26 protein-coding genes and 1 other RNA gene are annotated in these 24,905 nt (G+C 68.2%); 14 read left to right on the forward strand and 13 right to left on the reverse strand.

Annotated features, from left to right (window positions below):
* Positions 1–3 precede the first annotated feature (3 nt).
* On the reverse strand, positions 4–708 hold the full coding sequence (locus SCNU_RS10225) for a DsbA family protein (RefSeq protein WP_009679292.1): 705 nt from the start codon (positions 706–708) through the stop codon (positions 4–6).
* Positions 709–775: 67 nt separating this feature from the next.
* Between SCNU_RS10225 and SCNU_RS10230 the strand changes: the two genes are divergently transcribed.
* Entirely contained in the window at positions 776–1,201 is a 426-nt protein-coding gene (locus SCNU_RS10230; protein ID WP_009679293.1) for a hypothetical protein, read from the forward strand.
* Between the two features lie 15 nt (positions 1,202–1,216).
* On the opposite strand, the gene SCNU_RS10235 is transcribed toward SCNU_RS10230, so the two are convergent.
* Positions 1,217–2,584 carry an MBL fold metallo-hydrolase RNA specificity domain-containing protein gene (locus SCNU_RS10235; protein WP_009679294.1) on the reverse strand — a complete coding sequence of 456 codons (1,368 nt, stop codon included), beginning with the start codon at positions 2,582–2,584 and terminating at the stop codon, positions 1,217–1,219.
* 171 nt (positions 2,585–2,755) lie between these two features.
* Positions 2,756–3,079 carry a transglycosylase family protein gene (locus SCNU_RS10240; protein WP_009679295.1) on the reverse strand — a complete coding sequence of 108 codons (324 nt, stop codon included), beginning with the start codon at positions 3,077–3,079 and terminating at the stop codon, positions 2,756–2,758.
* 267 nt (positions 3,080–3,346) lie between these two features.
* Between SCNU_RS10240 and SCNU_RS10245 the strand changes: the two genes are divergently transcribed.
* Positions 3,347–5,227, forward strand: a complete 1,881-nt coding sequence (locus SCNU_RS10245; RefSeq protein WP_009679296.1) for a propionyl-CoA synthetase — start codon at positions 3,347–3,349, stop codon at positions 5,225–5,227.
* On the opposite strand, the gene SCNU_RS10250 is transcribed toward SCNU_RS10245, so the two are convergent.
* The 7 genes from SCNU_RS10250 to SCNU_RS10280 form a co-directional block, all read right to left on the reverse strand.
* Positions 5,228–6,937 carry a lipase family protein gene (locus tag SCNU_RS10250; RefSeq protein ID WP_009679297.1) on the reverse strand — a complete coding sequence of 570 codons (1,710 nt, stop codon included), beginning with the start codon at positions 6,935–6,937 and terminating at the stop codon, positions 5,228–5,230.
* 61 nt (positions 6,938–6,998) lie between these two features.
* The gene (locus SCNU_RS10255; protein WP_009679298.1) at positions 6,999–7,622 is read right to left on the reverse strand and encodes a TetR/AcrR family transcriptional regulator; all 624 of its coding nucleotides are present in this window, start codon (positions 7,620–7,622) and stop codon (positions 6,999–7,001) included.
* A gap of 38 nt (positions 7,623–7,660) precedes the next feature.
* A complete protein-coding gene (locus SCNU_RS10260) occupies positions 7,661–9,046 on the reverse strand; it encodes a lipase family protein (protein ID WP_009679299.1) in 1,386 nt (461 codons plus the stop codon).
* A gap of 86 nt (positions 9,047–9,132) precedes the next feature.
* Positions 9,133–9,459, reverse strand: a complete 327-nt coding sequence (locus SCNU_RS10265; RefSeq protein ID WP_009679300.1) for a branched-chain amino acid transporter permease — start codon at positions 9,457–9,459, stop codon at positions 9,133–9,135.
* On the reverse strand, positions 9,452–10,174 hold the full coding sequence (locus SCNU_RS10270; RefSeq protein WP_050792799.1) for an AzlC family ABC transporter permease: 723 nt from the start codon (positions 10,172–10,174) through the stop codon (positions 9,452–9,454). Before SCNU_RS10270 ends, SCNU_RS10265 begins: the two co-directional genes overlap by 8 nt.
* A 265-nt stretch (positions 10,175–10,439) precedes the next feature.
* Positions 10,440–11,660: an acyl-CoA dehydrogenase family protein gene (locus SCNU_RS10275; protein WP_009679302.1), complete on the reverse strand. Its 1,221-nt coding sequence runs from the start codon at positions 11,658–11,660 to the stop codon at positions 10,440–10,442.
* A gap of 29 nt (positions 11,661–11,689) precedes the next feature.
* Positions 11,690–13,057: an acyl-CoA dehydrogenase family protein gene (locus SCNU_RS10280; RefSeq protein ID WP_009679303.1), complete on the reverse strand. Its 1,368-nt coding sequence runs from the start codon at positions 13,055–13,057 to the stop codon at positions 11,690–11,692.
* A gap of 133 nt (positions 13,058–13,190) precedes the next feature.
* Here SCNU_RS10280 and SCNU_RS10285 point away from each other — a divergent pair, with 133 nt between their 5' ends.
* Positions 13,191–13,850 carry an MBL fold metallo-hydrolase gene (locus SCNU_RS10285; protein WP_009679304.1) on the forward strand — a complete coding sequence of 220 codons (660 nt, stop codon included), beginning with the start codon at positions 13,191–13,193 and terminating at the stop codon, positions 13,848–13,850.
* 11 nt (positions 13,851–13,861) lie between these two features.
* On the opposite strand, the gene SCNU_RS10290 is transcribed toward SCNU_RS10285, so the two are convergent.
* Both SCNU_RS10290 and hisN read right to left on the reverse strand, forming a co-directional pair.
* The gene (locus tag SCNU_RS10290; RefSeq protein WP_009679305.1) at positions 13,862–14,212 is read right to left on the reverse strand and encodes a VOC family protein; all 351 of its coding nucleotides are present in this window, start codon (positions 14,210–14,212) and stop codon (positions 13,862–13,864) included.
* 68 nt (positions 14,213–14,280) lie between these two features.
* Positions 14,281–15,081 (reverse strand): histidinol-phosphatase, encoded by an 801-nt coding sequence (hisN, locus tag SCNU_RS10295; protein WP_009679306.1) that lies wholly within the window; start codon positions 15,079–15,081, stop codon positions 14,281–14,283.
* 20 nt (positions 15,082–15,101) lie between these two features.
* Here hisN and SCNU_RS10300 point away from each other — a divergent pair, with 20 nt between their 5' ends.
* From SCNU_RS10300 to ssrA, 9 genes are all read left to right on the forward strand, one after another.
* Positions 15,102–15,458, forward strand: a complete 357-nt coding sequence (locus SCNU_RS10300) for a hypothetical protein (RefSeq protein ID WP_009679307.1) — start codon at positions 15,102–15,104, stop codon at positions 15,456–15,458.
* Between the two features lie 42 nt (positions 15,459–15,500).
* Positions 15,501–16,613: a peptide chain release factor 2 gene (gene prfB / locus SCNU_RS10305; protein ID WP_009679308.1), complete on the forward strand. Its 1,113-nt coding sequence runs from the start codon at positions 15,501–15,503 to the stop codon at positions 16,611–16,613.
* Positions 16,614–16,623: 10 nt separating this feature from the next.
* The gene (locus SCNU_RS10310; RefSeq protein WP_009679309.1) at positions 16,624–17,562 is read left to right on the forward strand and encodes a mechanosensitive ion channel family protein; all 939 of its coding nucleotides are present in this window, start codon (positions 16,624–16,626) and stop codon (positions 17,560–17,562) included.
* Positions 17,559–18,050 carry an Rv3103c transmembrane domain-containing protein gene (locus SCNU_RS20015; RefSeq protein WP_009679310.1) on the forward strand — a complete coding sequence of 164 codons (492 nt, stop codon included), beginning with the start codon at positions 17,559–17,561 and terminating at the stop codon, positions 18,048–18,050. Before SCNU_RS10310 ends, SCNU_RS20015 begins: the two co-directional genes overlap by 4 nt.
* 28 nt (positions 18,051–18,078) lie before the next feature.
* Positions 18,079–18,765, forward strand: coding sequence for a cell division ATP-binding protein FtsE (gene ftsE, locus SCNU_RS10320; RefSeq protein WP_009679311.1), 687 nt, complete (start codon positions 18,079–18,081; stop codon positions 18,763–18,765).
* A gap of 36 nt (positions 18,766–18,801) precedes the next feature.
* Entirely contained in the window at positions 18,802–19,707 is a 906-nt protein-coding gene (gene ftsX / locus SCNU_RS10325) for a permease-like cell division protein FtsX (protein ID WP_009679312.1), read from the forward strand.
* A gap of 41 nt (positions 19,708–19,748) precedes the next feature.
* The gene (gene smpB / locus SCNU_RS10330; RefSeq protein ID WP_009679313.1) at positions 19,749–20,222 is read left to right on the forward strand and encodes an SsrA-binding protein SmpB; all 474 of its coding nucleotides are present in this window, start codon (positions 19,749–19,751) and stop codon (positions 20,220–20,222) included.
* A 3-nt stretch (positions 20,223–20,225) separates the two neighbouring features.
* Positions 20,226–20,978, forward strand: coding sequence for an alpha-amylase family protein (locus tag SCNU_RS20020; RefSeq protein WP_009679314.1), 753 nt, complete (start codon positions 20,226–20,228; stop codon positions 20,976–20,978).
* Positions 20,979–21,280: 302 nt separating this feature from the next.
* Positions 21,281–21,653, forward strand: a transfer-messenger RNA (tmRNA) gene (gene ssrA / locus SCNU_RS20180).
* A gap of 61 nt (positions 21,654–21,714) precedes the next feature.
* On the opposite strand, the gene SCNU_RS10340 is transcribed toward ssrA, so the two are convergent.
* Positions 21,715–22,212 carry a carboxymuconolactone decarboxylase family protein gene (locus SCNU_RS10340; RefSeq protein WP_009679315.1) on the reverse strand — a complete coding sequence of 166 codons (498 nt, stop codon included), beginning with the start codon at positions 22,210–22,212 and terminating at the stop codon, positions 21,715–21,717.
* Between the two features lie 119 nt (positions 22,213–22,331).
* Between SCNU_RS10340 and SCNU_RS10345 the strand changes: the two genes are divergently transcribed.
* Positions 22,332–24,068 (forward strand): penicillin-binding transpeptidase domain-containing protein, encoded by a 1,737-nt coding sequence (locus tag SCNU_RS10345; RefSeq protein ID WP_009679316.1) that lies wholly within the window; start codon positions 22,332–22,334, stop codon positions 24,066–24,068.
* A 39-nt stretch (positions 24,069–24,107) separates the two neighbouring features.
* A complete protein-coding gene (locus SCNU_RS10350; protein WP_009679317.1) occupies positions 24,108–24,863 on the forward strand; it encodes a TIGR04222 domain-containing membrane protein in 756 nt (251 codons plus the stop codon).
* Positions 24,864–24,905: the final 42 nt, after the last annotated feature.

Below are 24,905 nucleotides of genomic sequence, written 5' to 3' on the forward strand. Positions count from 1 at the left end.
GGGTCAGTGCCCGGAGGCGTCGAGCGCGCTCTGCAGTTTATCCAGGAAGACCCGCGTCGGCTGCGCTCCGAGGATCGGCTGGCCGCCGAGGATGAATGCGGGAGTGGAGTAGGTGCCCGCGGTGAATCCGTCGCTCGCCTTGTTCCGGACCGCGGACAACACGGTCCGCGATTCGTAGTCCGTGCGGAATCGCGGGACGTCGAGATGCAGTCGGTCGGCGAGAGTCACCAGCGCGTCGTCGGAGAGTTCGCTCTTGGGCCGCGGGCGGCCGTCGGCGAACAGCGCGGCGTGGTAGTCGCGGAGTCGGCCCTGACCGGCCGCCGCGTAGGCGGCCCGGGCGGCGCGCTCGGACTCGTCGCCGAAGATGTTCATATCGCGCAACTCGATGCGGAGCTTGCCCGAGTCGGCGAACGGCAACAGCTTCGGGAGGGTGTCGTACGACCATTTGGCGCAGTAGGGGCACTGGAAGTCGGTGAACACGACCAGGCCGACGGGAGCGTCGACGGGGCCGAAGGCCATCGGATCGGTGGGATCGCGGTTCTCCCACTTCGACCTGACCGGCGTGGAATGCGGGGTCGGCTGGTGCTCCGCCTGGTCGGTCCCGCGTCCAGAGGCCTGCACGACGACGAAGGCAATTGCGGTGATCCCCACCAGAACGGCGAGGAGTGGCACGAGACGCGACTGTCGGAACGACTTGCGATCGGCCATGGGGGAACGATAGCAACGTCGCCGGACCGGTACGTCGCGCCTGGCCCGGGTCTGTCAGAATCGCCGGATGGACCTCACTCCGGCCGCTCAGATCGCACTCGTCGCCGCGGGCCTCATCTTCCTCTGGGCGCTGCTTCTCGGAGTATGGAAGTACGTGCAGATCACGCGCAGTGAGACCGGCCAGGCACACGTCTATGTCGACATCGCCCACCGGGCTGCGTTGATGTACTCGTTCGCGACCGCGATGCTCGCGGCGTTCGTCCAGTTCAGTGCCTGGTCGACAACGGTCAACGTGATCGCGCTGGGCGTCGTGGTCGCCTTCTTCGTAGGTGCGATCGCGTCGTACTGTCTGCACGGTCTGCGTCGGGACACGACGAATCAGTTCCATCCGGCGTCGCCGGCCCTGACCGTGTCGATGCTCGCGCTGATCGTCGGGGAGGTCGGCGGCAGCGCCGTGATCGTGCTGGGCTTCATCGTCGAGCAGTGGGGCTGAGGTCCGGACGGCGGATCATCTGAGGTCGAACGTCTGATTCTGATTCGGGACCCCCGTCCGCCAGCCGAGATCGTGGTCGAGTCGGTGCCGCATCGACTCGATCGCATTCGGTTCACCGTGGACCAGGAACGTCCGCCGCGGCGCGGTGTCGAAGCCGCGCATCCAGCGAACCAACTCGTCGGCGTCGGCGTGCGCCGACAGCATGTGCAGGTCCTCGACGCGCGCACGCACGGGAATCCACTCGCCGTACAGCTTCAAGTAGCGCGCGCCGTCGGCCAGCGAGCGGCCGCGAGTGCCCACGGCCTGGTATCCGACGAGGACGATCGTGTGCTGCGCGCCGCCCGCGAAGGCTGCCAGGTGGTGCAGCACGCGCCCGCCGGTGGCCATGCCGCTCGCCGACAGGATCACCTTCGGGCTCCGATCGGCGGAGATCTGCTTGGACCGCTCGGGGTCGCGCACGTACTCGGCGATCGCGAACATGTCGTGCGTCTGGGACGAGTCGAGTCGGTGGGCGGCTGGATGAGTCCGCATGAGCTCGCCCGCGTTGATCGCCATCGGGCTGTCGACGTACACCGGGATCTCGGGCAGACGTCCGTCCCGACGCAGTGTCCAGAGGTAGTAGAGGATCATCTGCGTCCGTCCGACGGCGAAGGCCGGGATGACGACGGTGCCGCCCCGTCCGGCCGTCTCGGTGATCACGCGGAGCAGTTCGTCGGCCGGGTCGGAGTCGTCGCGCAGCCGGTCGCCGTAGGTGGATTCGCAGACCAGGTAGTCGGCGGCCGGGATCGGTTCGGGATCGAACATCAGGGGATCGTCGTATCGCCCGAGGTCGCCGCTGAAGGCGACGGTGACGCCGCCCCACTCCACTTCGACCGTCGCGGCACCGAGGATGTGGCCCGCGCCGCGGAAGAGGGCCCGGACCTCGCGGGCCGGTGAGAACGACTTGCCGGTGGCGCGGGTGTGGAACTGCGCCATGGTCTGCTCGACGTCGTTGACGTCGTACAGGGGCCGGGCGGGGGAGTGCCTGCTCGATCGGTGCTTGTTGGCCAGCGCGGCCTCGCGTTCCTGCAGGTGTGCGGAGTCGCGCAGGATGATGTCGGCGACGTCCCGGGTCGCCGGCGTCGAATAGATCGGTCCGCGGAACCCCTCCCGGACGAGCCGGGGCAGATAACCGGTGTGGTCGAGATGGGCGTGGGTGACGATGACCGCGTCGAGGGCTTCGGCGTCGACCGGCAGTGGACGCCAGTTGGCCTCGCGCAGGTTCTTGATGCCCTGGAACAGTCCGCAGTCGATCAGGATCATCCGGCCGTCGCGTTCGAGGAGATGCTTGGAACCGGTGACGGTGCCCGCAGCGCCGAGGCTGGTGAACGAGAGGGTCGACATGGATTCGCCTCCTGGGTCGGTCCTCCGAGCGTATGTCGCCCGGACGCCGCGATATCGGACAACGCGGAGTCGGACCGCAGGCGGCGGTGAAGGAACGCAGTGAGGCCGGTCGCTGTGATCAGCGACCGGCCTCACCGGAGTGCGCGGTTCCCTCGCGGGAGCGCAGCGGTACTACAGGTACGCGCCGCAGACCGGCCAGGCGCCGGGGCCCTGGGTCGCGAGCACGTTCTCCGCGACGCGGATCTGCTCCTCGCGCGAGGCATTGTTCGCGCTGCCGCTGCCGCCGTTGGCCTCCCAGGTGGACTGCGAGAACTGCAGGCCGCCGTAGTAGCCGTTGCCGGTGTTGATCGACCAGTCGCCGCCGCTCTCGCACTGGGCGACTGCGTCCCAGTTGTGACCCGTGTCGGCCGAGGCGACGCCGGCGGCCAGGGTCAGCGGGGCGATGGTCAGTGCGCCGGCGATGGCGGCGCGGGTGGCGAGCTTCGTAAGGCTCATGGGTACTTCCTCCTTGGGCGCAGCCGGCGAAATCAGGCTGCGTTCGTGGACCGAAGCGACAGTACGGTCTGGAAAAGCAAAGGTCACGCCCATGAATGTGACTGACGGCACAGTAGTGCTAGCTCTTGCAAGCGTGTAATTCACAGCAGAACCCCAGGTGAGGGCGACGATTCCGTCGTTATCAATCCGTGATTCAATGTCACCGAAATGTGACCGGACCCACGGCCGCAAAGTGATGGCGGTCACCGCATTGCTAGCGTGGTTCCCATGGCCTCCTCCTATGCAGACGTATTCGCTCGCAGCATCGACGATCCGAACGGATTCTGGCTGGACGCCGCCTCGTCGGTCGACTGGATCACCCCGCCGTCGAGGGCTCTCGACGACTCGGCGGCACCGATCTATCGCTGGTTTCCCGACGCCACGCTGAACACGTCGGCGAACGCGCTGGACCGGCACGTCGCGGCCGGCCGCGGCGACCGGCCGGCGTTGATCTGGGACTCCGCGATGACCGGCGAGCAGCGCACGTTCAGCTACGCCGAACTGCTGGACGAGGTCGCGCGATTCGCGGGTGTCCTGACCGCCCACGGCGTGACGAAGGGCGATCGCGTGATCGTCTACATGCCGATGATTCCGGAGGCGGCCGTGGCCATGCTCGCCTGCGCGCGGATCGGTGCAGTCCATTCGGTGGTCTTCGGCGGTTTCGCCGCACCGGAGCTGGCCACCCGTATCGACGACGCGCGCCCGGTGGCGATCGTGACCGCCTCCGGTGGTCTGGAACCCGGTCGCACCGTCGAGTATCTGCCGATGGTCCGGGACGCGCTCGCGCTGTCGGAGTCGGCACCGGCGACGGTGATCGTCAAGGACCGTCCGCAGATCACCGGCTCGGCGGCCGACTTCGGCTGGCTCGACTGGGACGACCAGACGGCGTCAGCGCAGGCTGCCGATCCGGTCGAGGTGTCGGCGACCGACCCGCTCTACATCCTCTACACGTCCGGGACCACGGGAAAGCCCAAGGGCGTGGTCCGCGACAACGGCGGACACGCGGTCGCGTTGATGTGGTCGATGCGGAACGTCTACGACGTGGACCCAGACGACGTCTGGTGGACCGCTTCGGATGTGGGCTGGGTGGTCGGACACTCGTACATCGTCTACGGGCCGCTGCTGCTCGGCGCGACCACCGTGATGTACGAGGGCAAACCGGTCGGCACACCGGACGCGGGAGCGTTCTGGCGGGTGATCGCCGAGCACGGAGTGTCGGCGTTGTTCACGGCGCCCACCGCGATCCGCGCGATCCGCAAGGCGGATCCGGAGGCGGCCGAACTGGCGAAGTACGACATGTCGAGCTTTTCGACGCTGTTCGCGGCGGGTGAACGGCTCGACCCCGACACCTTCGCATGGGCGACGGACAAGCTCGGTGTGCCGGTGGTCGACCACTGGTGGCAGACCGAGACCGGCTGGGCGATCGTCGCGAACCTGCGCGGTCTCGAACCCATGCCGCTCAAGCCAGGAACGGCCACCGTTCCGGTCCCCGGCTACGACGTCCAGGTGCTCGACGCGGAGGGTGGGCGACTGGGCCCGAACGCCGAGGGCAACATCGTCGTCAAGCTGCCGATGCCGCCGGGCACCCTCGCGGGACTGTGGGGCGACGAGGCGCGCTTCCGATCGTCGTACCTGAACGCCTTTCCCGGCTACTACCTGACCGGCGACTCGGGCTATATCGACGACGGTGGCTACGTGTTCGTCCTCGGCCGTTCCGACGACGTGATCAACGTGGCGGGTCACCGGCTGTCGACCGGAAGCATCGAGGCCGTCGTCGCCGCGCACCCGGCAGTCGCCGAATGCGCGGTCGTCGGCATCCACGACGATCTCAAGGGGCAACGCCCCAGCGGCTACGTCGTCCTCAAGGCGGGCGCCGACATCGCCGAGGAGCAGCTGCGGTCGGAGCTGGTGACGATGGTGCGCGACGAGATCGGCGCGGTCGCGACCTTCCGTGACGTGACGGTCGTCCAAGGCCTGCCGAAGACGCGGTCGGGCAAGATCCTGCGGAAGACGATGAGGCAGATCGTCGACGGCGAGGAGTATGCGGTTCCGTCGACCATCGAGGACCCGGCGGTGCTCGAAGCGCTGGCGGAACAGTTGGGCCGCTGATCACGCCGGCGGCGGGCAGTTCGGCGTCGGCGCCGCACCGGCGAACCGGGCCCGGGTCCATGCCAGCAGAGCCGGCACCGCGGGCGAGTCGCCCGTGACGAGCGTGGTGTGGCCGAGCCCCGGGTAGGTCCGATACTCGAGGTCGCTGCCCGCGCGGCACTGCGCCGCGACGTACCCGTTCTGCGACGACGGCGCAATCACGGCGTCCGACAGCCCCTGTGCGATGAAGGTCGCATTCGGCAGACGTGCGCTCGGAGTGTTCTCGGCGAGCCGCCGGCCGAGTGGTCCGGACGTCGGCGGCCGGGTGTAGAAGTCGTCGCCCAGGATCAGCGCCTCGGCGAGGGAGGCGGGCAGCGCCGGCGACGACAGGCAGCGTGCCGCCATTCCCCGCATCGGCAGGCGCGCCTGGACCTTGATGTAGTCGGCGTACCGCACGTCCGAGTACGTGCGGGTGTACGCATCCATCACGTACGACGCGAGTAGCGCGCCGCCGGTCATCGTCCGCAGGTCCGAGGCGAGGGCACCCAGGTCGGACGCCGGCGCGAGAGCGGCGGTCGCGATCACGCCGACGTCCGGCGCATACGACCGCGCCAGCAACTCGGTCCAGAGGGCCGCGTGGCCGCCCTGCGAATGGCCCCAGACCACGGTCTGCGGAGCCAGGCTCCGGCCCGGAAGGGAGCGGGCCGCGCGGACCGAGTCCAGCACGGACCGGGCCTCGCCCTCGCCGATCACGTACGGCGACGGTCCCGGCGTGCCCATACCGAGGTAATCGGTGGCCACGACGGCCCAGCCGTTCCGCAGCACCTGACCGAGGCCGGGGACCTCGGCGAGCGGATTCGACGTCATCGACGGCGCGCAGTTCACCGCGACCCCCGACGTGCCGTGCGCCCAGGCGATCACCGGGTGCGGCCCGGCGTCGTCGGGGATCACCACGATCCCGCTGGCGAGCGCCGGACGGTCGTCCCGCAGCGTCGAGTAGAGGATGCGCCATCCGTGTGCGCCGGTCGGGACGCCCGCGGTGGTCGTCGCCGATCTGAGCAGGGTGCCCGGGCGAGCATCGGCGGGCAGGTCGGCCCGGTAGAAGGCTCCGGGCGACGGCGCTTCGCCGCGTACCCCGAAGGTGGCGACCAGCAGCGGGATCGTGACGGCGACGGCGAGAACCGCGGCGGCGGTCCGCAGCACGGTTCGCGCCGTCCGCTCACGTCGGGACACGACGCGGGACCGGGGTCGGAGAACCTTGATCAGTTCGGCGACGCCGCGCCACAGGAGAGCGAGGCCGACGCCCTCGACCACGACGAAGATGCTGACGCCGGGCCAGGCGACGGCGAGGATCGCCGCTGCGACGGCCGCGGCGCCGAGGAGCACGTCGGCGAACCAGCCCGGGTCGCGGTGCGCCGCGCGGACCCATCGCCCGACTCCCCACACGGTGAGTGCGATCGCCGCGGCGACGGCGATGCCGAAGACGGACAGACTCTGCCACACCAACAGCACCACGCCGATGACAGGGAGCACCACTGCTGCGGCCAATCGAAGCGGGTGGTGGCGGGTCTCGTACTCCGCGAGGTCGACGAGTCCCGCGACGATCAGGCCGAGGGCGAGGAGCGCGGCAGTCCACGGGACGCTTGCGAACGGTCGGACCGCCAGCAGTGCGCCGACCGCGATGCTCGCCGATGCGACGAGCACCTGCCGTGTCGTGGCGCCGATCGTCATCCTCCCAGCGTAGAGACGCCGTCGATGCCGACGGAGGGTTTCGCCGGGGAGCGTTCCGCGGTCAGCCCAGCACGCCGGGCCGCAGCAAGGTGCGCATCACCCGGAGGGTGTCCTCGGTGGTCAGATCCGCCGAGCGGACCTGTTCGACGATCACCGCGTTCACCGCGCCGATGAAGCCGGTCCAGAGCAGTGCGTCGGGCCGGTCGGCGAGAAGTCCTCGCTCGACGCCCGTGGCGGTGATCGCATCGAGCGACGCGCCCCACCGGGCGCGCCGTTCGGCGCGATGCTCCTCGAACGCCGGACTCACGCCCACCGCCTCGACGAAGCAGATCCGAGTGAGACGCGGGTCCGCGTCGAAGAACTCGACGAACGCCCGGATCCCCGCGTCGAACACCGCCTCGATGGCCGTCGCTCGCTCGAACGACCGAGTGACGGCCTCGATCACGGATCCGCTCGCGGCATCCTCCGTCTCGTCGTAGACGGTGCGCAGCAGATGTTCGCGGTCGCCGAACTCCTCGTAGAACTGCCGTGACGAGAGTGCGGCGTGCTTGCAGACCGCGGACACGGACGTCGCCGCGTAGCCGTCGGCGCCGAACAGCGCGATCGCCGAGTCGCAGAACCGCCGGCGTCGATCACGACGACGGTCGCGCATCGACTGGCCGCGATAGAGCCTGGGTTCGGTCACCGTCCCAGGCTATCGGCTGGGGCCGGCGGGGACCGCCGCTACCGGCCTGCGCCGAGCGGCTTGCCGAACAGTGCCGCCAGGTCTGCGCCCACCGTCGCCGAGAACGTCGGCCACCACTGCGGTCGTGACGCCATCGTGAGTTCGTCGGTGGTGCGGCAGCCGTTCGCGGCGGGGTTGCCGTCGAGGCGGGCCTTCAACCAGAGCAGTGCGAGCGGGGCGCCCGAGACTTCGGCGATCATGTGCTCGGACAGGTGGTCGCGGGTGTAGGTCACCCGGGCGCCCGGGCGGCGGCAGTATTGGCCGACGAGCCGGTCCACCTGGCCCACCGGGATGATCTCGTCGAGGGCGGAGTTCCACATGTACATCGGCATGTCGGGCAGGCTCTTGCCCATCCGCGTGTCGTCGAACACCCGTCGCACGGCGGGCGCCTGCAGCGCGCCGCCCGGCGCGTGGATGAAACCGATGTTGTTCAGGAACGGGAAGGTCGCCGCCTGATACTGAACGCAGAGCGGACTTTTGAGCGCCAGCACTGCTTTGCCGAGGGGATCGACGTGTGAGTTCAGGAAGGCGCGGAAGTAGTCGTACTCGCGGGCGAGTCCGATCACCGCGCCGAGCACCAGACCGCTGGTCACATTGTGCTGTGCGGCTTTGAGGACGACCTCGAGATCCGCGGGAATCCCGCCCTCCGCGGCGCCGACGATGTTCAGCTCGGGCGCGTATGTCTTCTTGAGCTCGGCGGTGTGCCCGGTGACGATCGCGCCTCCGGAGTAGCCGTACAGCCCGATGGGTGAGGCGTCGGTGACCGACGACGGCGCGAAGTGTTTGACCGCGCGGAGACTGTCGAGCGTGATGCGGGCGCCGAGCGGGCCTGCCGCGTAGGCGTGGTTCGGGCCCTCGTGATCGGGGAGCACCACCGCGTACCCCTGGTTCAGAAAGCCCTGCGCGATGAGCAGTTCGGCGGGTGCGACGACCTGCCCGAGAAGCGGACTCGCGTTGAGGTGCTGGACCGCGTACGACGTCGCGCAGTAGCCGGCGGTCGAATCCTCGGCGATCTGCATCGAGACCACTTTCCGCGGACCGACCGCGGTGCCGCGCGGCTTCAGGATCGTGGTGACGGCGGGGATCGCGCGGCCGCTGGTGTCGGTCGACCGGAACGTGAGTTGCCACGCGTCCACATTGAGCGGCACCAGTCCGAAGTTCGCGGGGGTGATCCGGCGGGCGCGCAGGATCTCACCCGGCGCGGCGGCGGCGACCTGCCGGGCCGGTGGCCGATAGAACGCCGGATCCAGCTCCTGCGGCAGTGGAACGAGTGGTGCCTGCGCGACTGCCGGGTCGGCGTGCGCGGGCGCGGCGGGCGCACCCGCGGCGGTCGCGGCGACGGCCAGGGCGCTCAGCGCTGCGGCGAGGAAAGTGCGTGTTCTCAATTCGACCCCCGTGTGAAACGTTCTTATTTCAAAAGTTTCGATGAGAGTACCGACGAGTTGTTCACATCACAATGGGTTGGGGAGAACTACCAGGTCACCGAGCTGAGTGTCACCACGACGGCGGTGCCGACCAGCAGCGACAGCAGGACGTTCCGTCGCCAGAGATGGACCCCGACGGTGACCGCCGCGCCGATCAGCTGGGCGGTGGCGGCGCGGGAGTCGCTGAAGTCGATGTCCACCACGCAGTACACGGCCAGAATCAGGACCGCGCCGACCGGCAGGGCGTCGCGCAGGTAGACGGTCATCGGCGCTCGCGCGATGCGCTTCGGCAGTGCGAACGGGATCGCGCGCAGGGCGAAGGTGATGGCCGCGGCGGTCGCGATCGCCGACAACAGATACCCGGTGCTAGGCATCGGTGATCACCTCCTCCTCGGGTCCGGTGATCCGGCGGCCGGAGATCAGATACCGGATCAGCACGGTTGCGGTGAACAGACACATCGCCACGATCAGCATGGCCCGCGGCGCCACCAGGTGCGCCACCACGCCCGAGCCGATCGCCAGGACGACGGTGCCGACATCCCGGTTCGCGTCGACGGCGTCGATCGACAGGGCGATGAACAGGGCGGTCAGCACGAAACCCAGACCCGACAGGCCGCCGAGGACCGCTGGGCCGGCCACCGAGCCGACCAGCGCGCCGGTGGCCCACGATGTCTGCAGTCCGATCTGCGTCCACGTGATCTGCGAGGACGGCCACGTCGCCGCCGCGGGGGAGGTGCACAGGGCGTACGCCTCATCGCACAGGGCGTAGATGCTGTAGAACTTCCGGCCGCGTCCGTGGACGCGGTCGAGTGGGAACGACAGTCCGTAGAACAGGTGCCGCGAGTTCACGAGGAAGGTCGTCACGGCGATCGCGGCGATCGGTGTGGCCAGCGCGAACATGCCGGCGAGGATGAACTCGACAGACCCGGCGAAGATCACCGTCGACATCACCGGGGCCACCCACCAGTCGAGGCCGGTGGTCCGGCACAGGACGCCGAACCCGATCCCCAGGGCGAACAGCCCGAGCCAGACGACGCCGCCGACCTTGGCGGCGGCGACAGCCGAACGCCAGAAGCCGGATGAGGTCATGGAGGAATTGTAGGAAGCGGTCGACGCTCGAGCGCCCTCAGGCTGATCGAGATCCGTGCGTCGGGCGGTCTCGATGCGCCTCGTCACTTCGTTCCTCGGCTTACTCGACCAGCCTGAGGACGCTGGAACAGGTCAGGGACGGGGGATTCTCTCGGAGCCCTCCGCAGGCGCGAGCCCCCAAGGGCGAGCGCCGAGGACTGCCGAGGAGAGAATCCCCCGCCCCTGACCGTGCTGCAGAATTGGAACTACTGCAGACCCGGCCGAATCACTTCAGTTCGGCACTGCTCTTCCCGAGCACCCGGCGGGCGATGATCAACTGCTGGATCTGCTGCGTCCCCTCGAAGATGTCGAGGATCTTCGAGTCGCGGGCCCACTTCTCGAGGAGCGTCCGCTCGGAGTATCCGTAGGTGGACGCGAGTTCGACCGCCTTGTTGGTGACGTCGGTACCGGTACGACCGGCCTTCGCCTTGGACATCGACGCCTCGAGCGAGTTGGGCATCTTGTTGTCGGCCATCCACGCCGCACGGATCGCGAGCAGGTATGCGGCCTCGTAGTCGGACTCCATGCGGATGAACTCCGCGACGGCGGCCGGCTGGTCGGCGGCGGGACGGTCGTAGTCGATCTCCAGACCCGCGTCCTCGAGGAGCGTGCGCAGTTCCTCGAGGGCGGCCCGAGTGACGCCCACGGCCATCGCCGCGACCATCGGCCGCGTGTTGTCGAAGGTCTGCATGACGCCGCCGAAGCCCTTTTTGACGTCGACCTCCGGCGAGCCGAGCAGGAACTCCTTGGGGATGCGGCAGTCCTCGAAGCGGATCACCGCGGTGTCGGACGCCCGGATGCCGAGCTTGTGCTCCAGGCGGACGATCGTCACGCCCGGATGCTCGCGGGGCACCACGAAGCTCTTGATCGCGGCGCGGCCGAGACTGCGGTCGACCGAGGCCCAGACGACGATGTGGGAGGCACGGGAGCCGGCGGTGACGAAGATCTTCTCGCCGTTGATCACGTACTCGTCGCCGTCGAGGGTGGCGGTGGTGGTGACGGCCGCCGAGTCGGAGCCGAAGCTCGGCTCGGTGATCGCCATCGACGCCCAGACCTCACCGCCCATCGCCTCGAGCTGTTCGTCGCTCGCGACGGCGGCGATCGCCGCGTTGCCGAGACCCTGGTAGGGGATCGACAGCATCAGGCCGACGTCGCCGTATGAGGCCCACATCGCGTTGAGGACGGACTGCATGTTGCCGCCGTTGGCGTTGTAGCCCTCCGGACGCTCCTTGTTCGCGTCCCCACGACCGCCCGCCGCACCCGCGCCGGCCTGTCCCGCGGCCGCGAGGCCGTTGTACAGGTAGGCGAGCGTGTCGAGTTCTACCGGGTACTCATGCTCGGCGAGGTCGTACTTGCGCGAGATGGGACGGAAGATCTCCAGCGCGGCGTCGCGTGCCTGATCGATGGTGGTGTGCAGCTTCTTGGGCAGTTCGAGATTGATAGCCATTGAGCTCTCCTAAAAGACTCGCGTCGCCGTCAGAGGACGACGATGCCCTCGCCGATGCCCGCGCCGCGCAGGTCGCGGTACCACCGCTCCACCGGGTGCTCCTTGGTGAAGCCGTGTCCGCCCAGCAGCTGCACGCCGTCCAGGCCGATCTGCAGGCCCTTGTCGATGGTGAGCTTGCGCGCGAGCGCGGCCTCGCGAGCGAACGACAGGCCCTGCTCGGCGCGCGACGCGCCGCGGAGGGTGACCAGGCGGAGGCCGTCGAGCTCGGTGGCCATGTTGGCGACCATGAAGGCCACGGCCTGGCGGTTCGAGATCGGCTCGCCGAACGCCTCACGTTCGTTGACGTAGGGGATCACGTAGTCGAGCATCGCCTTCGCGGTGCCTGCGGCCAGCGCCGCCCAGCCGAGACGCGAGAGCCGGACCACGTCGCGGTACGCGGCGAACGCGGCGTCGGCGTCGCCCTCGCCGAGCAGTGCGGACTCCGGCACGGCGACGTCGTTGAGCAGGAGCCGACCCATGCCCGCGGCGCGCAGACCCATGCCCGGATCGGCTTCGACCACCAGTCCGGCCGTGTCCGACTCGACGATGAACAGGGCGGGACGACCGTCGAGCTGGGCGCCGACGATGAGCAGCTCCGCACTGCCCGCGGCCGGGACGAACGACTTGACGCCGGACAGCCGGTAGCCGCTCGGTACGCGCTTGGCCTTGGTCTGCAGGTCGAAGGCGTCGAACAGCGGGCGCGGCTCGGCGATGACGACCGCGGAGGTCGGGACGTTCTCGCCCGCGAAGTCGGGGAGGTAGGTGCGCTGCTGGCCGTCGCTGCCGAAGTTGGTCAGCGTGGTGGCGACGCCGCTCGGGGCGAGGAGGGGCAGTGCCAGTCCCATGTCGCCGTACGCCATGGCCTCGGCGACGAGCGCGTTGGTGACGACACCGCGTTCGGTGGCGGCGCCGTCGAACGCCTCCGGCACGTTGATCATGGTGATGCCGAGCTCCGCCGACCGCGTGAGGATGTCGTCCGGGGTGGTGGCGTCGGCGTCGGCGTCCAAGGCGGCCGGACGCAGGATCTCGGTGGAGAAGTCGCGGACGGTCTCGGCGATCATCTCCTGTTCCTCGTCGGGATTGAGGTTGAAGAAACCCTTCGATCCGGTCGACGGGCGCTCGGGCTTGCCGCTACTCGCGACCTGCGAGAATGCGCGATTGGCCGCACCCAGGGTCTTGAAACCGGTCTTCGTGGCCTCGAAGGCGACGCGGTTGATCGGCTCGCGGAGCTTGTACTTCTCGGCGATGTCGGAGCCGGTGATGGTGGTCAGCACGCGCATGGCGGTACCGATCGGGCTGCGCTTGTGCTGCTGCGCACCGACGGACGACGTGTCGCGGGGTTCGGTGTTCGTGGTCATTTCCTCACCAGGTTCTCGAAGGGCGGTCGGCCGACGCGGATGTCGGAGGCGGAGTTCTTACTCCACAGTAAGTCCAAACCTTACTCCGCGGTAAGAAGGTTGTCACGCGACCGTCTCAACTAAGTTGGACGTCATGCGCGTCACACACTTCGGACACTCGTGCGTCTTGCTGGAGATCGACGGGACGAGGGTGCTCTTCGACCCCGGAAACCTCTCGTCCGGCTACGAATCGCTGACCGGCCTCGACGCGATCCTGATCACCCATCAGCATCCCGATCACGCGGATCCGGCGAAGCTGCCCGCACTGGTGGCCGCGAATCCCGATGCCCTGCGTTACGCGGATCCGCAGACCGCCGCGCAACTCGCCGACCGTGGCGACGCGGGCGACTGGGCGGTGATGGGGCCGGGCGAGAAGACGGTGATCGGCGCGATCGTCGTCCGCGGGACCGGTGGTCGGCATGCGGTGATCCATCCGGAACTGCCGGTGGTCGACAACATCTCCTATGTCGTGGACACGGCGGAGCGCGCCGGCGCGTTCATGCACCCCGGCGACAGTCTGTACATCCCGTTCGAGCGGATCGACGTTCTCGCACTTCCCGCGGCGGCGCCCTGGCTCAAGCTGAGCGAGCCGATCGACTATCTGCGCGCCGTCGCGCCGCGACTGGCGTTCCCGATCCACCAGGCGATTCAGTCGGAACCGGGCCGGGCGATTCACAACGCGCGGATCGACGACATGAGGCCCGCGGGTACCGAGTTCACGGTTCTGGAACCCGGCCTGCCCGCGGAACTGTAGGCGCTCGGGCGCTACTTCGGGAGCGGGCTGTAGAAGACGAGCCCGTTGCCCTTGTTGTCGTAGACGACGGCACGCCGCTCGTGCGCGTCGTTGTAGGCCTGGGTGACGATGCCGCCGCCGCTGGCCTCGACGGCCTTCGCGGCGGCGTCGACGTCGTCGGTCTTGATGCCGACGACCACTTGACCGTGGATCGGATGGTCCACCGCGGTGGCGAGGGCGACGGTGATCCCGCCGCCGTCGAGTGCGGCGAAATGCGCTCCGTCGCGGAACTTCAGCGGCATGCCCAGGGTCTCGCCGTAGAACTCGATCGACTCGTCGAGATCGTCGGTGGACAGGACGATCATCTTCACTTCATTGCTCATGGCGCGGACGTTACTCGCGGCCGCGCACCGGTGCGGCCGGAAATGAGCGGGTCTGAGCGATACGAGACTTAGGCCCCTAATGCGGCGAGGGTCGCCTCGTGAAGCAGACCGTTCGACGCGACGGCGCTGCCGCCGGCCGGCCCCGCCGATCCCTCGAGGCTGGTGAACCGGCCACCGGCTTCGCGGACCAGGACGTCGAGTGCCGCGAGGTCCCACAGGGACACCTCCGGTTCCGCGGTGACGTCGACGGCGCCCTCTGCGACCAGACAGTAGTTGTAGAAGTCGCCATACCCGCGCACGCGCCAGACGGCGTCGGTGAGAGCGATGAACCGATCCCGGATTCCGCGGTCGGCCCAGCCGGACAGGCTCGAGAACGCCAGGGACGACGACGCGAGATCGCCGACGTCGGAGACCGAGATCGACCGGGGCTCGCCGCCGGCGACCGCGGCGAACGCACCGAGTCCGTCGGCCGCCCACCAACGCCGGTTCAGCGCGGGTGCGCTGACGACGCCGACGACCGGGACGCCGTCCTCGAGCAGGGCGATCAGGGTGGCCCACACCGGAACGCCGCGGACGAAGTTCTTGGTCCCGTCGATCGGGTCGATCACCCACTGCCGCCCCGACAGGACCGGATCGCCGCCGAACTCCTCGCCGAGGACCGCGTCGCCGGGCCGGGCCGCGGCGATCCGGTCGCGCAGCAGACGTTCGCAGGCCAGGTCGGCGTCGGACACCGGCGTGAGATCGGGCTTGGAGTCGACCTTCAGGTCGATCGCGCCGAAGCGGCCCGCGGTCAGCTCGTCGGCCCGGTCGGCCAGTCCGAGTGCGAGTTCGAGGTCTGCCGTGCGCGAGTTGTCCGGTGTCGATGCCACAGTCGCCTAGGGTAGCGGGTATGCCCACTTGGATCGTCGCCGTCTTCATCCTCCTTCTGGTCGTGAGCGTGGTCGCGATGATCGCGAGCCGACGCGGCAACGGATTCCGAGGTCCGGGGACGGCGGCGGCGGGATTCGTGCAGGGGACGCTGACCGTCACCGGGCTCGGCAGGGAGAACGAGCCGGACAAGAACGGCCAGCGGTACTGCACGCTGAGTGGAACGATCATCGGCCCGCAGATCGGCCCGACCGAGGTCTACGGAACCCAGGTCCTCGGTCCCGGTGCGGTCGCGCCGAGCATCGGCACGGATCTCCCGGTGGTCTACCGTCCCGGCAAGGTCGACTCGACCTGGCGACTCGGGGCGCTCCAGGACTGACCGCGGGCCGACCCGGTCGGCCAGAGGGTAACCTGATCTCTCGTGCACCCCGATGTCTCCACCGATCTCGAATCGCTCGACGCCACCCTCACCACCGTTGAGAAGGTGATGGATCTCGAAGAGCTCCGTCGCCGCATCGACGAACTCGAGATGCAGGCCTCCGATCCCGACCTGTGGAACGACCAGGACCACGCGCAGAAGGTCACCTCCGAACTCTCGCACGCGCAGGCCGAGCTGCGCCGAGTCACCGAACTCCGGTCACGGCTCGACGACCTGCCGGTGCTGTACGAACTCGCCGAAGCGGAAGAGGGTGACGCCGGTGTGTCGGCGACCGAGGACGCCGACACCGAGCGCGCCGACCTCCGTCGCGACATCGAGGCGATGGAGGTCAAGACGATGCTGGCGGGTGAGTACGACCCCCGCGAGGCGCTCGTCAACATCCGATCCGGCGCCGGCGGCGTCGACGCCGCGGACTGGGCGCAGATGCTGATGCGCATGTACATCCGCTGGGCCGAGCAGCACGGACACTCCGTCGAGGTCTACGACACGTCGTACGCCGAAGAAGCGGGCCTCAAGAGCGCGACCTTCGCCGTGAAGGCGCCCTACATGTACGGAACGCTCTCCGTCGAGCAGGGCACGCACCGGCTGGTGCGGATCAGCCCGTTCGACAACCAGGGCCGCAGGCAGACCTCGTTCGCCGAGGTCGAGGTGCTGCCCGTCGTGGAGACGACGGACCACATCGACATCGATGAGAACGACGTGCGCGTCGACGTGTACCGGTCCTCCGGTCCGGGCGGCCAGTCGGTCAACACCACCGACTCCGCCGTGCGACTGACCCACGTTCCGACGGGCATCGTCGTGACGTGTCAGAACGAGAAGAGCCAGCTGCAGAACAAGGTCGCGGCGATGCGCGTCCTCCAGGCGAAGCTGCTCGAGCGCAAGCGCCAGGAGGAGCGCGCCCAGATGGACGCGCTCAAGAGCGACACCGGCGCCAGCTGGGGCAACCAGATGCGGTCGTACGTGCTGCATCCGTACCAGATGGTCAAGGACCTGCGCACCAACGTGGAGAGCAACAACCCGTCGGCCGTGCTCGACGGTGAGCTGGACCAGTTCATCGAGGCCGGGATCCGCTGGCGCATGGACGAAGGCGAGTGACAGCCGGCATATGAATCAGACGACCTACCTGGTCGACGAACTCGGCCTCCCCGCATGGATGCGAGCCTGGGAGGAATGGCTGGCCGTCGACTTCGTCAGCATCCTCCTGTGGGTGATCGGCGGCATCCTGGTCGTCCGATTCTTCCGGTGGATCGCCGACCGCTACAGCAGTCGCATCCTCAAGCAGTTCGAGTCGAGTGACGACATCGTTCAGTCCGAGGACATGAAGCATCGGCGCGCCCTCGTCGAGGTGGTCACCTGGACCCTCGTCGCGATCATCGCCGTGGCGGTGACCCTGCACGTGCTGGCCACCTGGATCCCGTCGAGCAGTCTGGTCGGACTGAGCGCCGTCGTCGGTGCGGCGCTGGGCTTCGGCGCGCAGCGCGTGGTCCAGGACCTGCTGGCCGGCTTCTTCATCATCGCCGAGCATCAGTACGGCTACGGCGACGTCGTGAACCTCTCGGTCACCGGCGGACTGTCGGCCGAGGGCACGGTCGAGGACGTCACCCTCCGCGTCACCCGACTGCGCAACAGCGACGGCGAGCTGATCGTGGTGCCCAACGGGCAGATGATCAAGGCCACCAACCTCTCCAAGGACTGGGCGCGCGCTGTCGTGGACGTCCCGGTCCCGATCGATGCGGACATCAACGAGGTCAACGCCACGCTTCGGGAGGTCGGCGCGGAGTTCTACGACAACCCGAAGTGGAATCGGCTGCTGCTCGACGCACCGTCCTCGCTCGGAATCATCAGCATGGAGCTGGATTCGGCGACGGTCAGGATGGTCGCGCGGACCCTTCCCGGCCAGCAGTTCGTCATCGGCCGCGCCCTGCGCGGCGACATCATCTACGGCCTCGCCCGGCACGGCATCTTCGTCCAGACCAAGCAGAAGGCGGTGGTGAAGACCGCTGAACCGGAGGTCGCCGAGATGGATAAGGGGGCGGACGAATGAGTGCCGAGGACTCGTCAACGAAGCCCGCCGCCGACGGCTCAGCCGAATCGGACGTCGATGACGTCGATCAGGAGCAGTCAGCCTTCTCGAAACTGATGCACCGGATGCGACACATCTACCGGACGCGCGTTCGCACCACCACGGTGGTGCTGGTCGTGGTCTGGTTCGCGTTGCTCGCGTTCTACGGGTTCAGTTCGCAGCACTACGACCCGAAGCCTCAGCCGGGGGAGAACATCTCGAAGGTTCAGTCGACCACCGACTCGACCACCGTGCGTCCGACGACCACGTCGTCGGAGCCGTCGACGTCGGTCGAGGAGTCGACGCCGACGACCACCGAAGAATCCACCGACACGCAGGTGCGGAGGGGATCTCAGGACACCGTCGAGCCGACGAGCGAGGCGACCCAGAACCCGCACGGCGGATTGCCCGGAACGACCGAAGGCTCCGCGCAGCAGTCGGTCGGGGCGACCGGCAGCAGCGGAAGGTAGCGCCGACCGGTCAGTACACTGGGCTACCGTGATCAAGCTGACGAACGTGACGATGCAATACGCAGCGTCTTCTCGCCCTGCGCTGGATGATCTGTCGCTGGAGGTCGAGAAGGGGGAGTTCGCCTTTCTGATCGGCCCCTCCGGGTCCGGGAAGTCGACGTTCTTCCGGCTGCTGTTGAAAGAGGACAAGCCCACGTCGGGTGAGGTGTACGTCGGCGACTTCCATGTGAACAGACTGCGGAACCGCGAGGTGCCGAAGCTGCGCCAGTCGATCGGCTGTGTCTTCCAGGACTTCCGGCTGCTGCAGCAGAAGACTGTGGCGGACAACGTCGCCTTCGCTCTCGAGGTGATCGGCAAGCCGGCGTCGACCATCCGCGAGGCGGTCCCCGAGACGCTGGAGTACGTCGGACTGTCCGGCAAGTCCGACCGCATGCCGCACGAACTGTCCGGCGGCGAGATGCAGCGCGTCGCCATCGCGCGCGCGATCGTCAACCGACCTGCGCTTCTCCTCGCCGATGAGCCGACCGGCAACCTGGATCCGGAGACGAGCGAGGAGATCGTCGAAGTCCTCGACCGGGTGAACCGCGGCGGAACCACCGTCATCATGGCCACCCACGACAGGCACATCGTCGACGCCATGCGCCGTCGCGTGCTCGAGTTCGACAACGGAACTCTGGTGCGTAACGACGAGCACGGCGTGTACGGCATCGGCTGACACTGACCTTCGCATAGGCGGGAACTAAGGCAACACATGCGCTTGAACTTCATCTTCGGCGAGGTCCTCAACGGCTTTCGCCGCAACATCACCATGACGGTCGCGATGGTGCTCACCACCGCGATCACCCTCGGCATGCTCGGTGGCGGTCTGCTCGTGATCCAGATGGCCAACAAGAGCCAGAAGATCTTCCTCGACCGCGTCGAGATGCAGTTCTTCATCAACGACGCCGTCACGGCGAAGGACCCCAACTGCCTTGAGGCGCCCTGCACCACGCTGCGGACCGATCTCGAAGCCGAGCCAGGAGTGGCGTCGGTGACTTTCATCAGCCAGGACCAGGCGTTCAAGACCGCCAAGGAGTCGTGGGAGAAGGACTCGCCGGAGCTTGCGGACTTCATCCGCAAGGAGGCCTACCAGGGCGCGCTGCGCGTCCGGATGGCCGACCCGGATCGTTTCGGGGCGGTGCTGGACAAGTACCAGCGCGCCGAGGGTGTCGACGGCGTTCTGGATCAACGAGAGCTGGTGAAGCGGATCTTCAGCGTCCTCGACGGCGCCCGGAACGCGGCGTTCGCGATCGCGGCGGTGCTCGCGGTCGCGGCGATTCTGCTGATCGTCAACACGGTGCAGATAGCCGCCTATACGAGACGGACGGAGGTGTCGATCATGAGGCTGGTCGGCGCCACCCGGTGGTACACCCAGCTGCCGTTCCTACTGGAGGCGGTGATCGCCGCGGTCGTCGGTGCGTTGCTGGCCATCGGCGGGCTGTTCCTGGCGAAGATATTCTTCTTCGACAAAGCTCTCGAAGACCTCTACGGTGTGAACATCCTGGCGCGCATCACGTCGGCCGACGTGTGGTTCGTTTCGCCGTGGCTGCTGTTGTCGGGCATCCTGCTCGCCGGCGTCACCGCATACGGCACGCTGCGCGTCTACGTGCGGGAATAATCACCGCGCAACTACTACGTGAAGGATTCGGAGGTCTAGCCGTGCCCAGGGAGAAGGGTAAGTCGGTGATTGCGACGAACCGGAAGGCTCGGCACAACTACACGATTCTCGAAACGTTCGAAGCCGGAATGGTGCTGCAGGGCACCGAGGTCAAGGCCTTGCGGGATGGCAAGGCCTCGTTGGTCGACGCGTTCGCGACCATCGACGACGGCGAAGTGTGGCTCAACGCGGTCCACATCGCGGAGTACGGCAGCGGAACCTGGACCAACCACCCGCCGCGCCGCAAGCGCAAGCTGCTCATGCACCGTCGCGAGATCGACGGACTCATCGGCAAGCTCCGCGACGGCAACCTGACGCTGGTCCCGCTGTCGATGTACTTCTCCGACGGTTACGCCAAGGTCGAGCTCGCGCTCGCCAAGGGCAAGCAGGCCCACGACAAGCGTCGTGACATCGCCGAGCGCACCGCGAAGCGCGAGGTGGAGCGGACCGTCGGCCGTCGCGTCAAGGGAATGTAGCGCTTGCGTCGACTGCTCGTCGTGATCGCCGCGGTACTGGTCGCCGTCGGTGTCGCCGGTTGCGCGGAGGACTCCGATCAATCGGCGCCCGACGGCGCGGTGCCGAACCTGGGGTGGCTGGTGCGGTCGTTCGGAACGTGCGCGGCGACCGAACAGCAGGTGCGCGACCAGGCTCAGCGACTCGTCGCGACGGGCCTGCGTGATGCCGGCTACCGGACCGTGCTCGTGGACTGTCGCGGAGCCGGGCAGGCGAGATACCGTGCGCCCGCCGATCAGCGGTTCCTCGCCGGACTCGGGATCAGGCTGTCTTTCCTCGGCGACACGACGTCGGTCGTCGCCGCCGACATGCCACGGGTCGAGGCATTGCGTACCGCGGTCACCAGGCATGTCATGGAGGCGCGTCCACTGATTCCGTCGGCTGACCTGGCGACGGTACCCGCGGCGAACATCGCGACTCTGGCCAATCGCGAAGCCCTCGAACTGCTCCGGGATCCTCGCGCCGCACCGGGCGCGCCCGTGCACGACGATCGCGAAGTGTATTCACGGGCGATCGGCGAGCGCGGACTCCTGGTGTCGCTGACCAACGGCAGCGGAGCCGACCGATCGATGTCGGTGGGGGTGCGGGAACTCGGTCTGGCCGGCGACGACCTGGTCCCTGCGCGCGACATCTGGACGGGTCGGCGGATCACCGCCCAGGACGGGGAGCTGACGATCCCGGTCCGCTCCGGCGACTCCGCGCTGTTGCGGATCGGCTGACGGCCGCCCGCCCCGGTGCCGTCGCAGCACCCACCGACCACCCCTCCAGCCCCATGCCCCGGAAGCAGTCCGTGTCGCCCGTGCCGCGACGCGCTGTGAAGTTCTCAAAGAACCTGAGACCGCCTTCCGGCGACCTCCGACCTTGCACCGACTATGATATGAATCACCTCTGACAGAAACGGATGTGCGATCACGCGGGCGCTGAAACGACCTCCGGGATCCGCTGCGCGAATATCGGGATGATTCTGTCGGCGGTGTTGGTTACTATTAGATGTCCACCAAAATTTGGCGGATACCACCTCGGGGCCGATCGGTTTCGACTACGTGCATCGAGGCGGGGGAAGCGTGTCGGTGCAGGCTAGAGACCACCGTAAGCGTCGCAGCAACCAATTAAGCGCCGATACCAATCAGCGCGACTACGCACTCGCTGCCTGATCAGCGAGGCTAGTCTGTCGGCCCGGTTCTAAGTTCCCGGAACCGGATGCCGGCATCAGCTAGGGAACTCACTGTCGCCGCCGGTCGCGGACGACGACAGGACATCCAACAGCGACTGGGATCGTCATCCCGGCTTGTTCGTGAGACCGGGAGATCCGAGTAGAGACATAGCGGACTGCACACGGAGAAGCCCCGCTGAAGTGACGGAGGACCCGGGTTCAATTCCCGGCGGCTCCACCGAGAAGCGCCCCGCCTGGACATCCAGGCGGGGCGTTCTTCATTCGGTGCGCCGGCCTATTCGTCAGGCGGACACGGTCTCGGTGTTCAGCGTCAGCGTGCACGACTGCCCGACGTCGAGGACGCGCATCGCCCGGCCCGCGGCGAGCCACAGTCCGCACGACAACGTCAGCTCGACGAGCAGATCGTCGTCGAAGTGCGCCTTGCATCGCGCCCAGAAGTCCTCGTCGTCGCGCAGTCCGGTGTGATCCGCGGCGAATCGCTCGGCGAACTCGGCGGCGATCCGCTCGGTGTCGCTGTAGCCGGGCCAGGAGGCCCACGCGCCCACGTGGTCGTAGAAGTCCTCGTCGAGCGAATCGTCGGCGGTCTCGCGGGTGCGTTGGCAGACCATGCATTCGTTTGCGAGGGCGATGTTCATCCGCGCGATCTCCCGGACGCGCAGGGGTAACCGCGATCGGTTGTATACGGCGTCCGAATAGGCACCGAGTCCGGCCGCGATCTGCGGCGAATGCATCAGCCAGGTGGCGACATCGTCGTCGGCCGCCTTCTCAACACGTCCCATGGCCCCACGCTACGTGACGCCCGTCGTCGCTGAGAGTCGTTGTGCAGAGTCTGCGGGATGACAGGTACGCCAGGGCGACCCGCTTGCCGCACTCGGAGTCTGTCGGTTGACTGGACGACATGCGCCGAATCGCCGTGACCGTCGTCCTCGCCTTGATCGTCGCCCTCGCCGCAGCGTGCGGCAGCGATCCGTCACCCGCGGAACGCCTCGCCGACGCCTTGACGAACCGCGATGCTGCGGCCGCGGCGGCACTGACGGACGACCCCGGCGCGGCGAAGAAGGCGTTCGCCGACACCTTCGACGGAATGGGAGACGCCGAGGCGCAGGTGGCCGTCGACGGTGACGATGACCCCGAACTGACATGGATCTGGACGCTCCCGAAGAAGCGGAAGGTCGAGTACACGACCGCGGTCGCCGAGGCCGACGGGAAGATCCGGTGGAGTCCCGCGCTGATTCACCGCGGTCTCGCGGCCGGCGGGCGACTGCTGTACAGCGACGACAAGACGTACGACGCGCCCGTCGTCGATCGAGCGAATCGGCCGCTGCTGACCTGGCAGGAGGTCACCGTCGTGTCGCTCGCACCCGACCGGGCGGGGTCGGCAGACCAACTGGCACGACGGCTGAAGGCGGTCGCACCCACGATGACGGCGTCGTCGATCCGCGCCGACATCGACGGGAAGAAGCAGCCGGTGACTGTGATCGCGCTGCGGGCGGCGGACGCGAAGACCGTGGGTCGACTCGACACGATTCCCGGCGTCACGGTCCGGACCGAAGGCCGCTTGCTGACGGCGTCGAAGGACCTGCGGTCGCCCGCGGTGTCCGGGTTGGCGGACGAATGGCGGAAGTCGATCGACGACGCGGCCGGCGCGACGGTGACCCTGGTCGACGCTGCGGGTTCGGCGACCGGTCGGATCGAGAGTTTCCGCGGCACCGCGCCGGCACCGGTCGAGACCACGCTCGACACGCCTCTTCAGCGAGCCGCGAACGCGGCGGTCGACACCGAGCGCAGACCCGCGATGCTGGTGGCGATCCGACCGTCGACCGGCGGCATTCTGGCGGTCGCGCAGAACGCGCCCGCCGACGGCCAGGGCCCGGTCGCACTGACCGGTCTGTATCCGCCGGGTTCGACGTTCAAGACGATCACCACCGCAGCCGCGCTCGAATCCGGTGTGACCGGTCCGGACGCGATGCTGCCCTGTCCGGGAACGCAACGGATCGGCGATCGCGTGATTCCCAACGAGGACGAGTTCGACCTGGGCACGGTGCCGCTGCGAACCGCGTTCGCCCAGTCCTGCAATACGACGATGGCCGGGCTGTCGGCACGGCTCGGCGACGACGCCCTGAGTCGCACCGCCGGAACGTTCGGGCTCGGCGTGGATTACACGATTCCGGGCGTCACCACGATCACCGGTTCGGTGCCCGCCGCGCGTACTCCGGCGGAGAAGGTCGAGAACGGCATCGGCCAGGGCACGGTGACCGCCTCGCCGTTCGGGATGGCTCTGGTGGAGGCGAGTCTGGCCGTCGGCCACACCGTGACGCCCACTCTCATACAGGGGCGCGGGACGAAGGAGAGCGCGAAGCCCGAGAACCTGCCGGCCGACATGACGGCGGCGGTGCGGTCGATGATGCGGGAGGCGGTCGCCACGGGGACGGCGAAGTCGCTGCGGGACATCCCCGGACTGGCCGGGAAGACGGGTACCGCGGAGTTCGGAGAGAAGGGCTCCGCACACGGATGGTTCGCCGGCATCGACGGCGACCTGGCATTTGCGACGCTGGTGGTCGGCGGTGAGAGCTCCGGTCCGGCGTTGCGGGTCAGCGGGGATTTCCTGAGATCGGTGCGGAGCGATCTGCCCTGATCGGCGCACTCGCGACGTCCACTGTGGCACCCTGGAGCGATGGGCTTTGTCGGGAACCCAGAATCGTTGACTCGTCTCGTCGTCGCCGTCCTGTTGATCGTCGGAGCGACGTTCGTCTGGCGCCAGTACCTGCTGCGACGCAAGGCGCGGATCGCGCCCGGGCGGGAACTGACGCCCACCGAGGTCGGCTGCCTGTACGGTCCGCGATGTGCGGCGGCGGTCGCGCTCCTCTGGCTCGACGAGTCGACCGATGAGAACGGCCACCGATCGGCGGACGCGGTCAACGGAGACGCCTACACCGCGCACGTCGCGCAGCGGGGTCGAGTGCTGAACAGCCCGACCGTCGCCGCAGTTCGCGACGCGACGGGCGACAGGCTCGACGAGATGACCGGGTATCTCGTCGACCGCGGTCTGCTGGCGAGTCGCGCCGATCGCAGGCTCGCCCTCGCCCCGCTCCTGGCGACCGCCGTCGCACTGGTCGCGGTGGCAGTCGGGATCCTCGTGGACGGCGGCGCCGCCGAGACGGCGGTGCCTGCGATCCTTCTCTGCGGGGTCGTCCTGGCGGGTGCGGTGCTACGGGTCCGATTCGGGAGAACACGAGCCGGCGACGCCTATCTGACGACGATCGCCGCGCGCTATCCCGTCGAGCAGTTGAGGACGCCCCGGGACTGGGCGTATGCGGTCGCCGTGCACGGTCCCGCAGCCCTCGACGCCTGGGCCCGGGACCGCGGCGAGTGGCAGCGTTCCGCGGTCGACGCGTTGTCGACTGACGACTACCGGCGCCAGGCGGCTTAGGTGTGATGTCCAGGCAGGTTGTTTTCAATCCTGGTGATGGGT

The sequence above is a fragment of the Gordonia neofelifaecis NRRL B-59395 genome, from assembly GCF_000192435.1.
Lineage (GTDB): Bacteria > Actinomycetota > Actinomycetes > Mycobacteriales > Mycobacteriaceae > Gordonia > Gordonia neofelifaecis.

Bases quoted from the DNA above. Each gene is read 5' to 3' on its own strand.
- SCNU_RS10225 (WP_009679292.1), bottom strand. From the start codon at position 708: ATGGCCGATCGCAAGTCGTTCCGACAGTCGCGTCTCGTGCCACTCCTC.
- SCNU_RS10230 (WP_009679293.1), top strand. From the start codon at position 776: ATGGACCTCACTCCGGCCGCTCAGATCGCACTCGTCGCCGCGGGCCTC.
- SCNU_RS10235 (WP_009679294.1), bottom strand. From the start codon at position 2,584: ATGTCGACCCTCTCGTTCACCAGCCTCGGCGCTGCGGGCACCGTCACC.
- SCNU_RS10240 (WP_009679295.1), bottom strand. From the start codon at position 3,079: ATGAGCCTTACGAAGCTCGCCACCCGCGCCGCCATCGCCGGCGCACTG.
- SCNU_RS10245 (WP_009679296.1), top strand. From the start codon at position 3,347: ATGGCCTCCTCCTATGCAGACGTATTCGCTCGCAGCATCGACGATCCG.
- SCNU_RS10250 (WP_009679297.1), bottom strand. From the start codon at position 6,937: ATGACGATCGGCGCCACGACACGGCAGGTGCTCGTCGCATCGGCGAGC.
- SCNU_RS10265 (WP_009679300.1), bottom strand. From the start codon at position 9,459: ATGCCTAGCACCGGGTATCTGTTGTCGGCGATCGCGACCGCCGCGGCC.
- SCNU_RS10270 (WP_050792799.1), bottom strand. From the start codon at position 10,174: ATGACCTCATCCGGCTTCTGGCGTTCGGCTGTCGCCGCCGCCAAGGTC.
- SCNU_RS10275 (WP_009679302.1), bottom strand. From the start codon at position 11,660: ATGGCTATCAATCTCGAACTGCCCAAGAAGCTGCACACCACCATCGAT.
- SCNU_RS10280 (WP_009679303.1), bottom strand. From the start codon at position 13,057: ATGACCACGAACACCGAACCCCGCGACACGTCGTCCGTCGGTGCGCAG.
- SCNU_RS10285 (WP_009679304.1), top strand. From the start codon at position 13,191: ATGCGCGTCACACACTTCGGACACTCGTGCGTCTTGCTGGAGATCGAC.
- SCNU_RS10290 (WP_009679305.1), bottom strand. From the start codon at position 14,212: ATGAGCAATGAAGTGAAGATGATCGTCCTGTCCACCGACGATCTCGAC.
- SCNU_RS10300 (WP_009679307.1), top strand. From the start codon at position 15,102: ATGCCCACTTGGATCGTCGCCGTCTTCATCCTCCTTCTGGTCGTGAGC.
- SCNU_RS10310 (WP_009679309.1), top strand. From the start codon at position 16,624: ATGAATCAGACGACCTACCTGGTCGACGAACTCGGCCTCCCCGCATGG.
- SCNU_RS20015 (WP_009679310.1), top strand. From the start codon at position 17,559: ATGAGTGCCGAGGACTCGTCAACGAAGCCCGCCGCCGACGGCTCAGCC.
- ftsX (WP_009679312.1), top strand. From the start codon at position 18,802: ATGCGCTTGAACTTCATCTTCGGCGAGGTCCTCAACGGCTTTCGCCGC.
- SCNU_RS10340 (WP_009679315.1), bottom strand. From the start codon at position 22,212: ATGGGACGTGTTGAGAAGGCGGCCGACGACGATGTCGCCACCTGGCTG.
- SCNU_RS10345 (WP_009679316.1), top strand. From the start codon at position 22,332: ATGCGCCGAATCGCCGTGACCGTCGTCCTCGCCTTGATCGTCGCCCTC.
- SCNU_RS10350 (WP_009679317.1), top strand. From the start codon at position 24,108: ATGGGCTTTGTCGGGAACCCAGAATCGTTGACTCGTCTCGTCGTCGCC.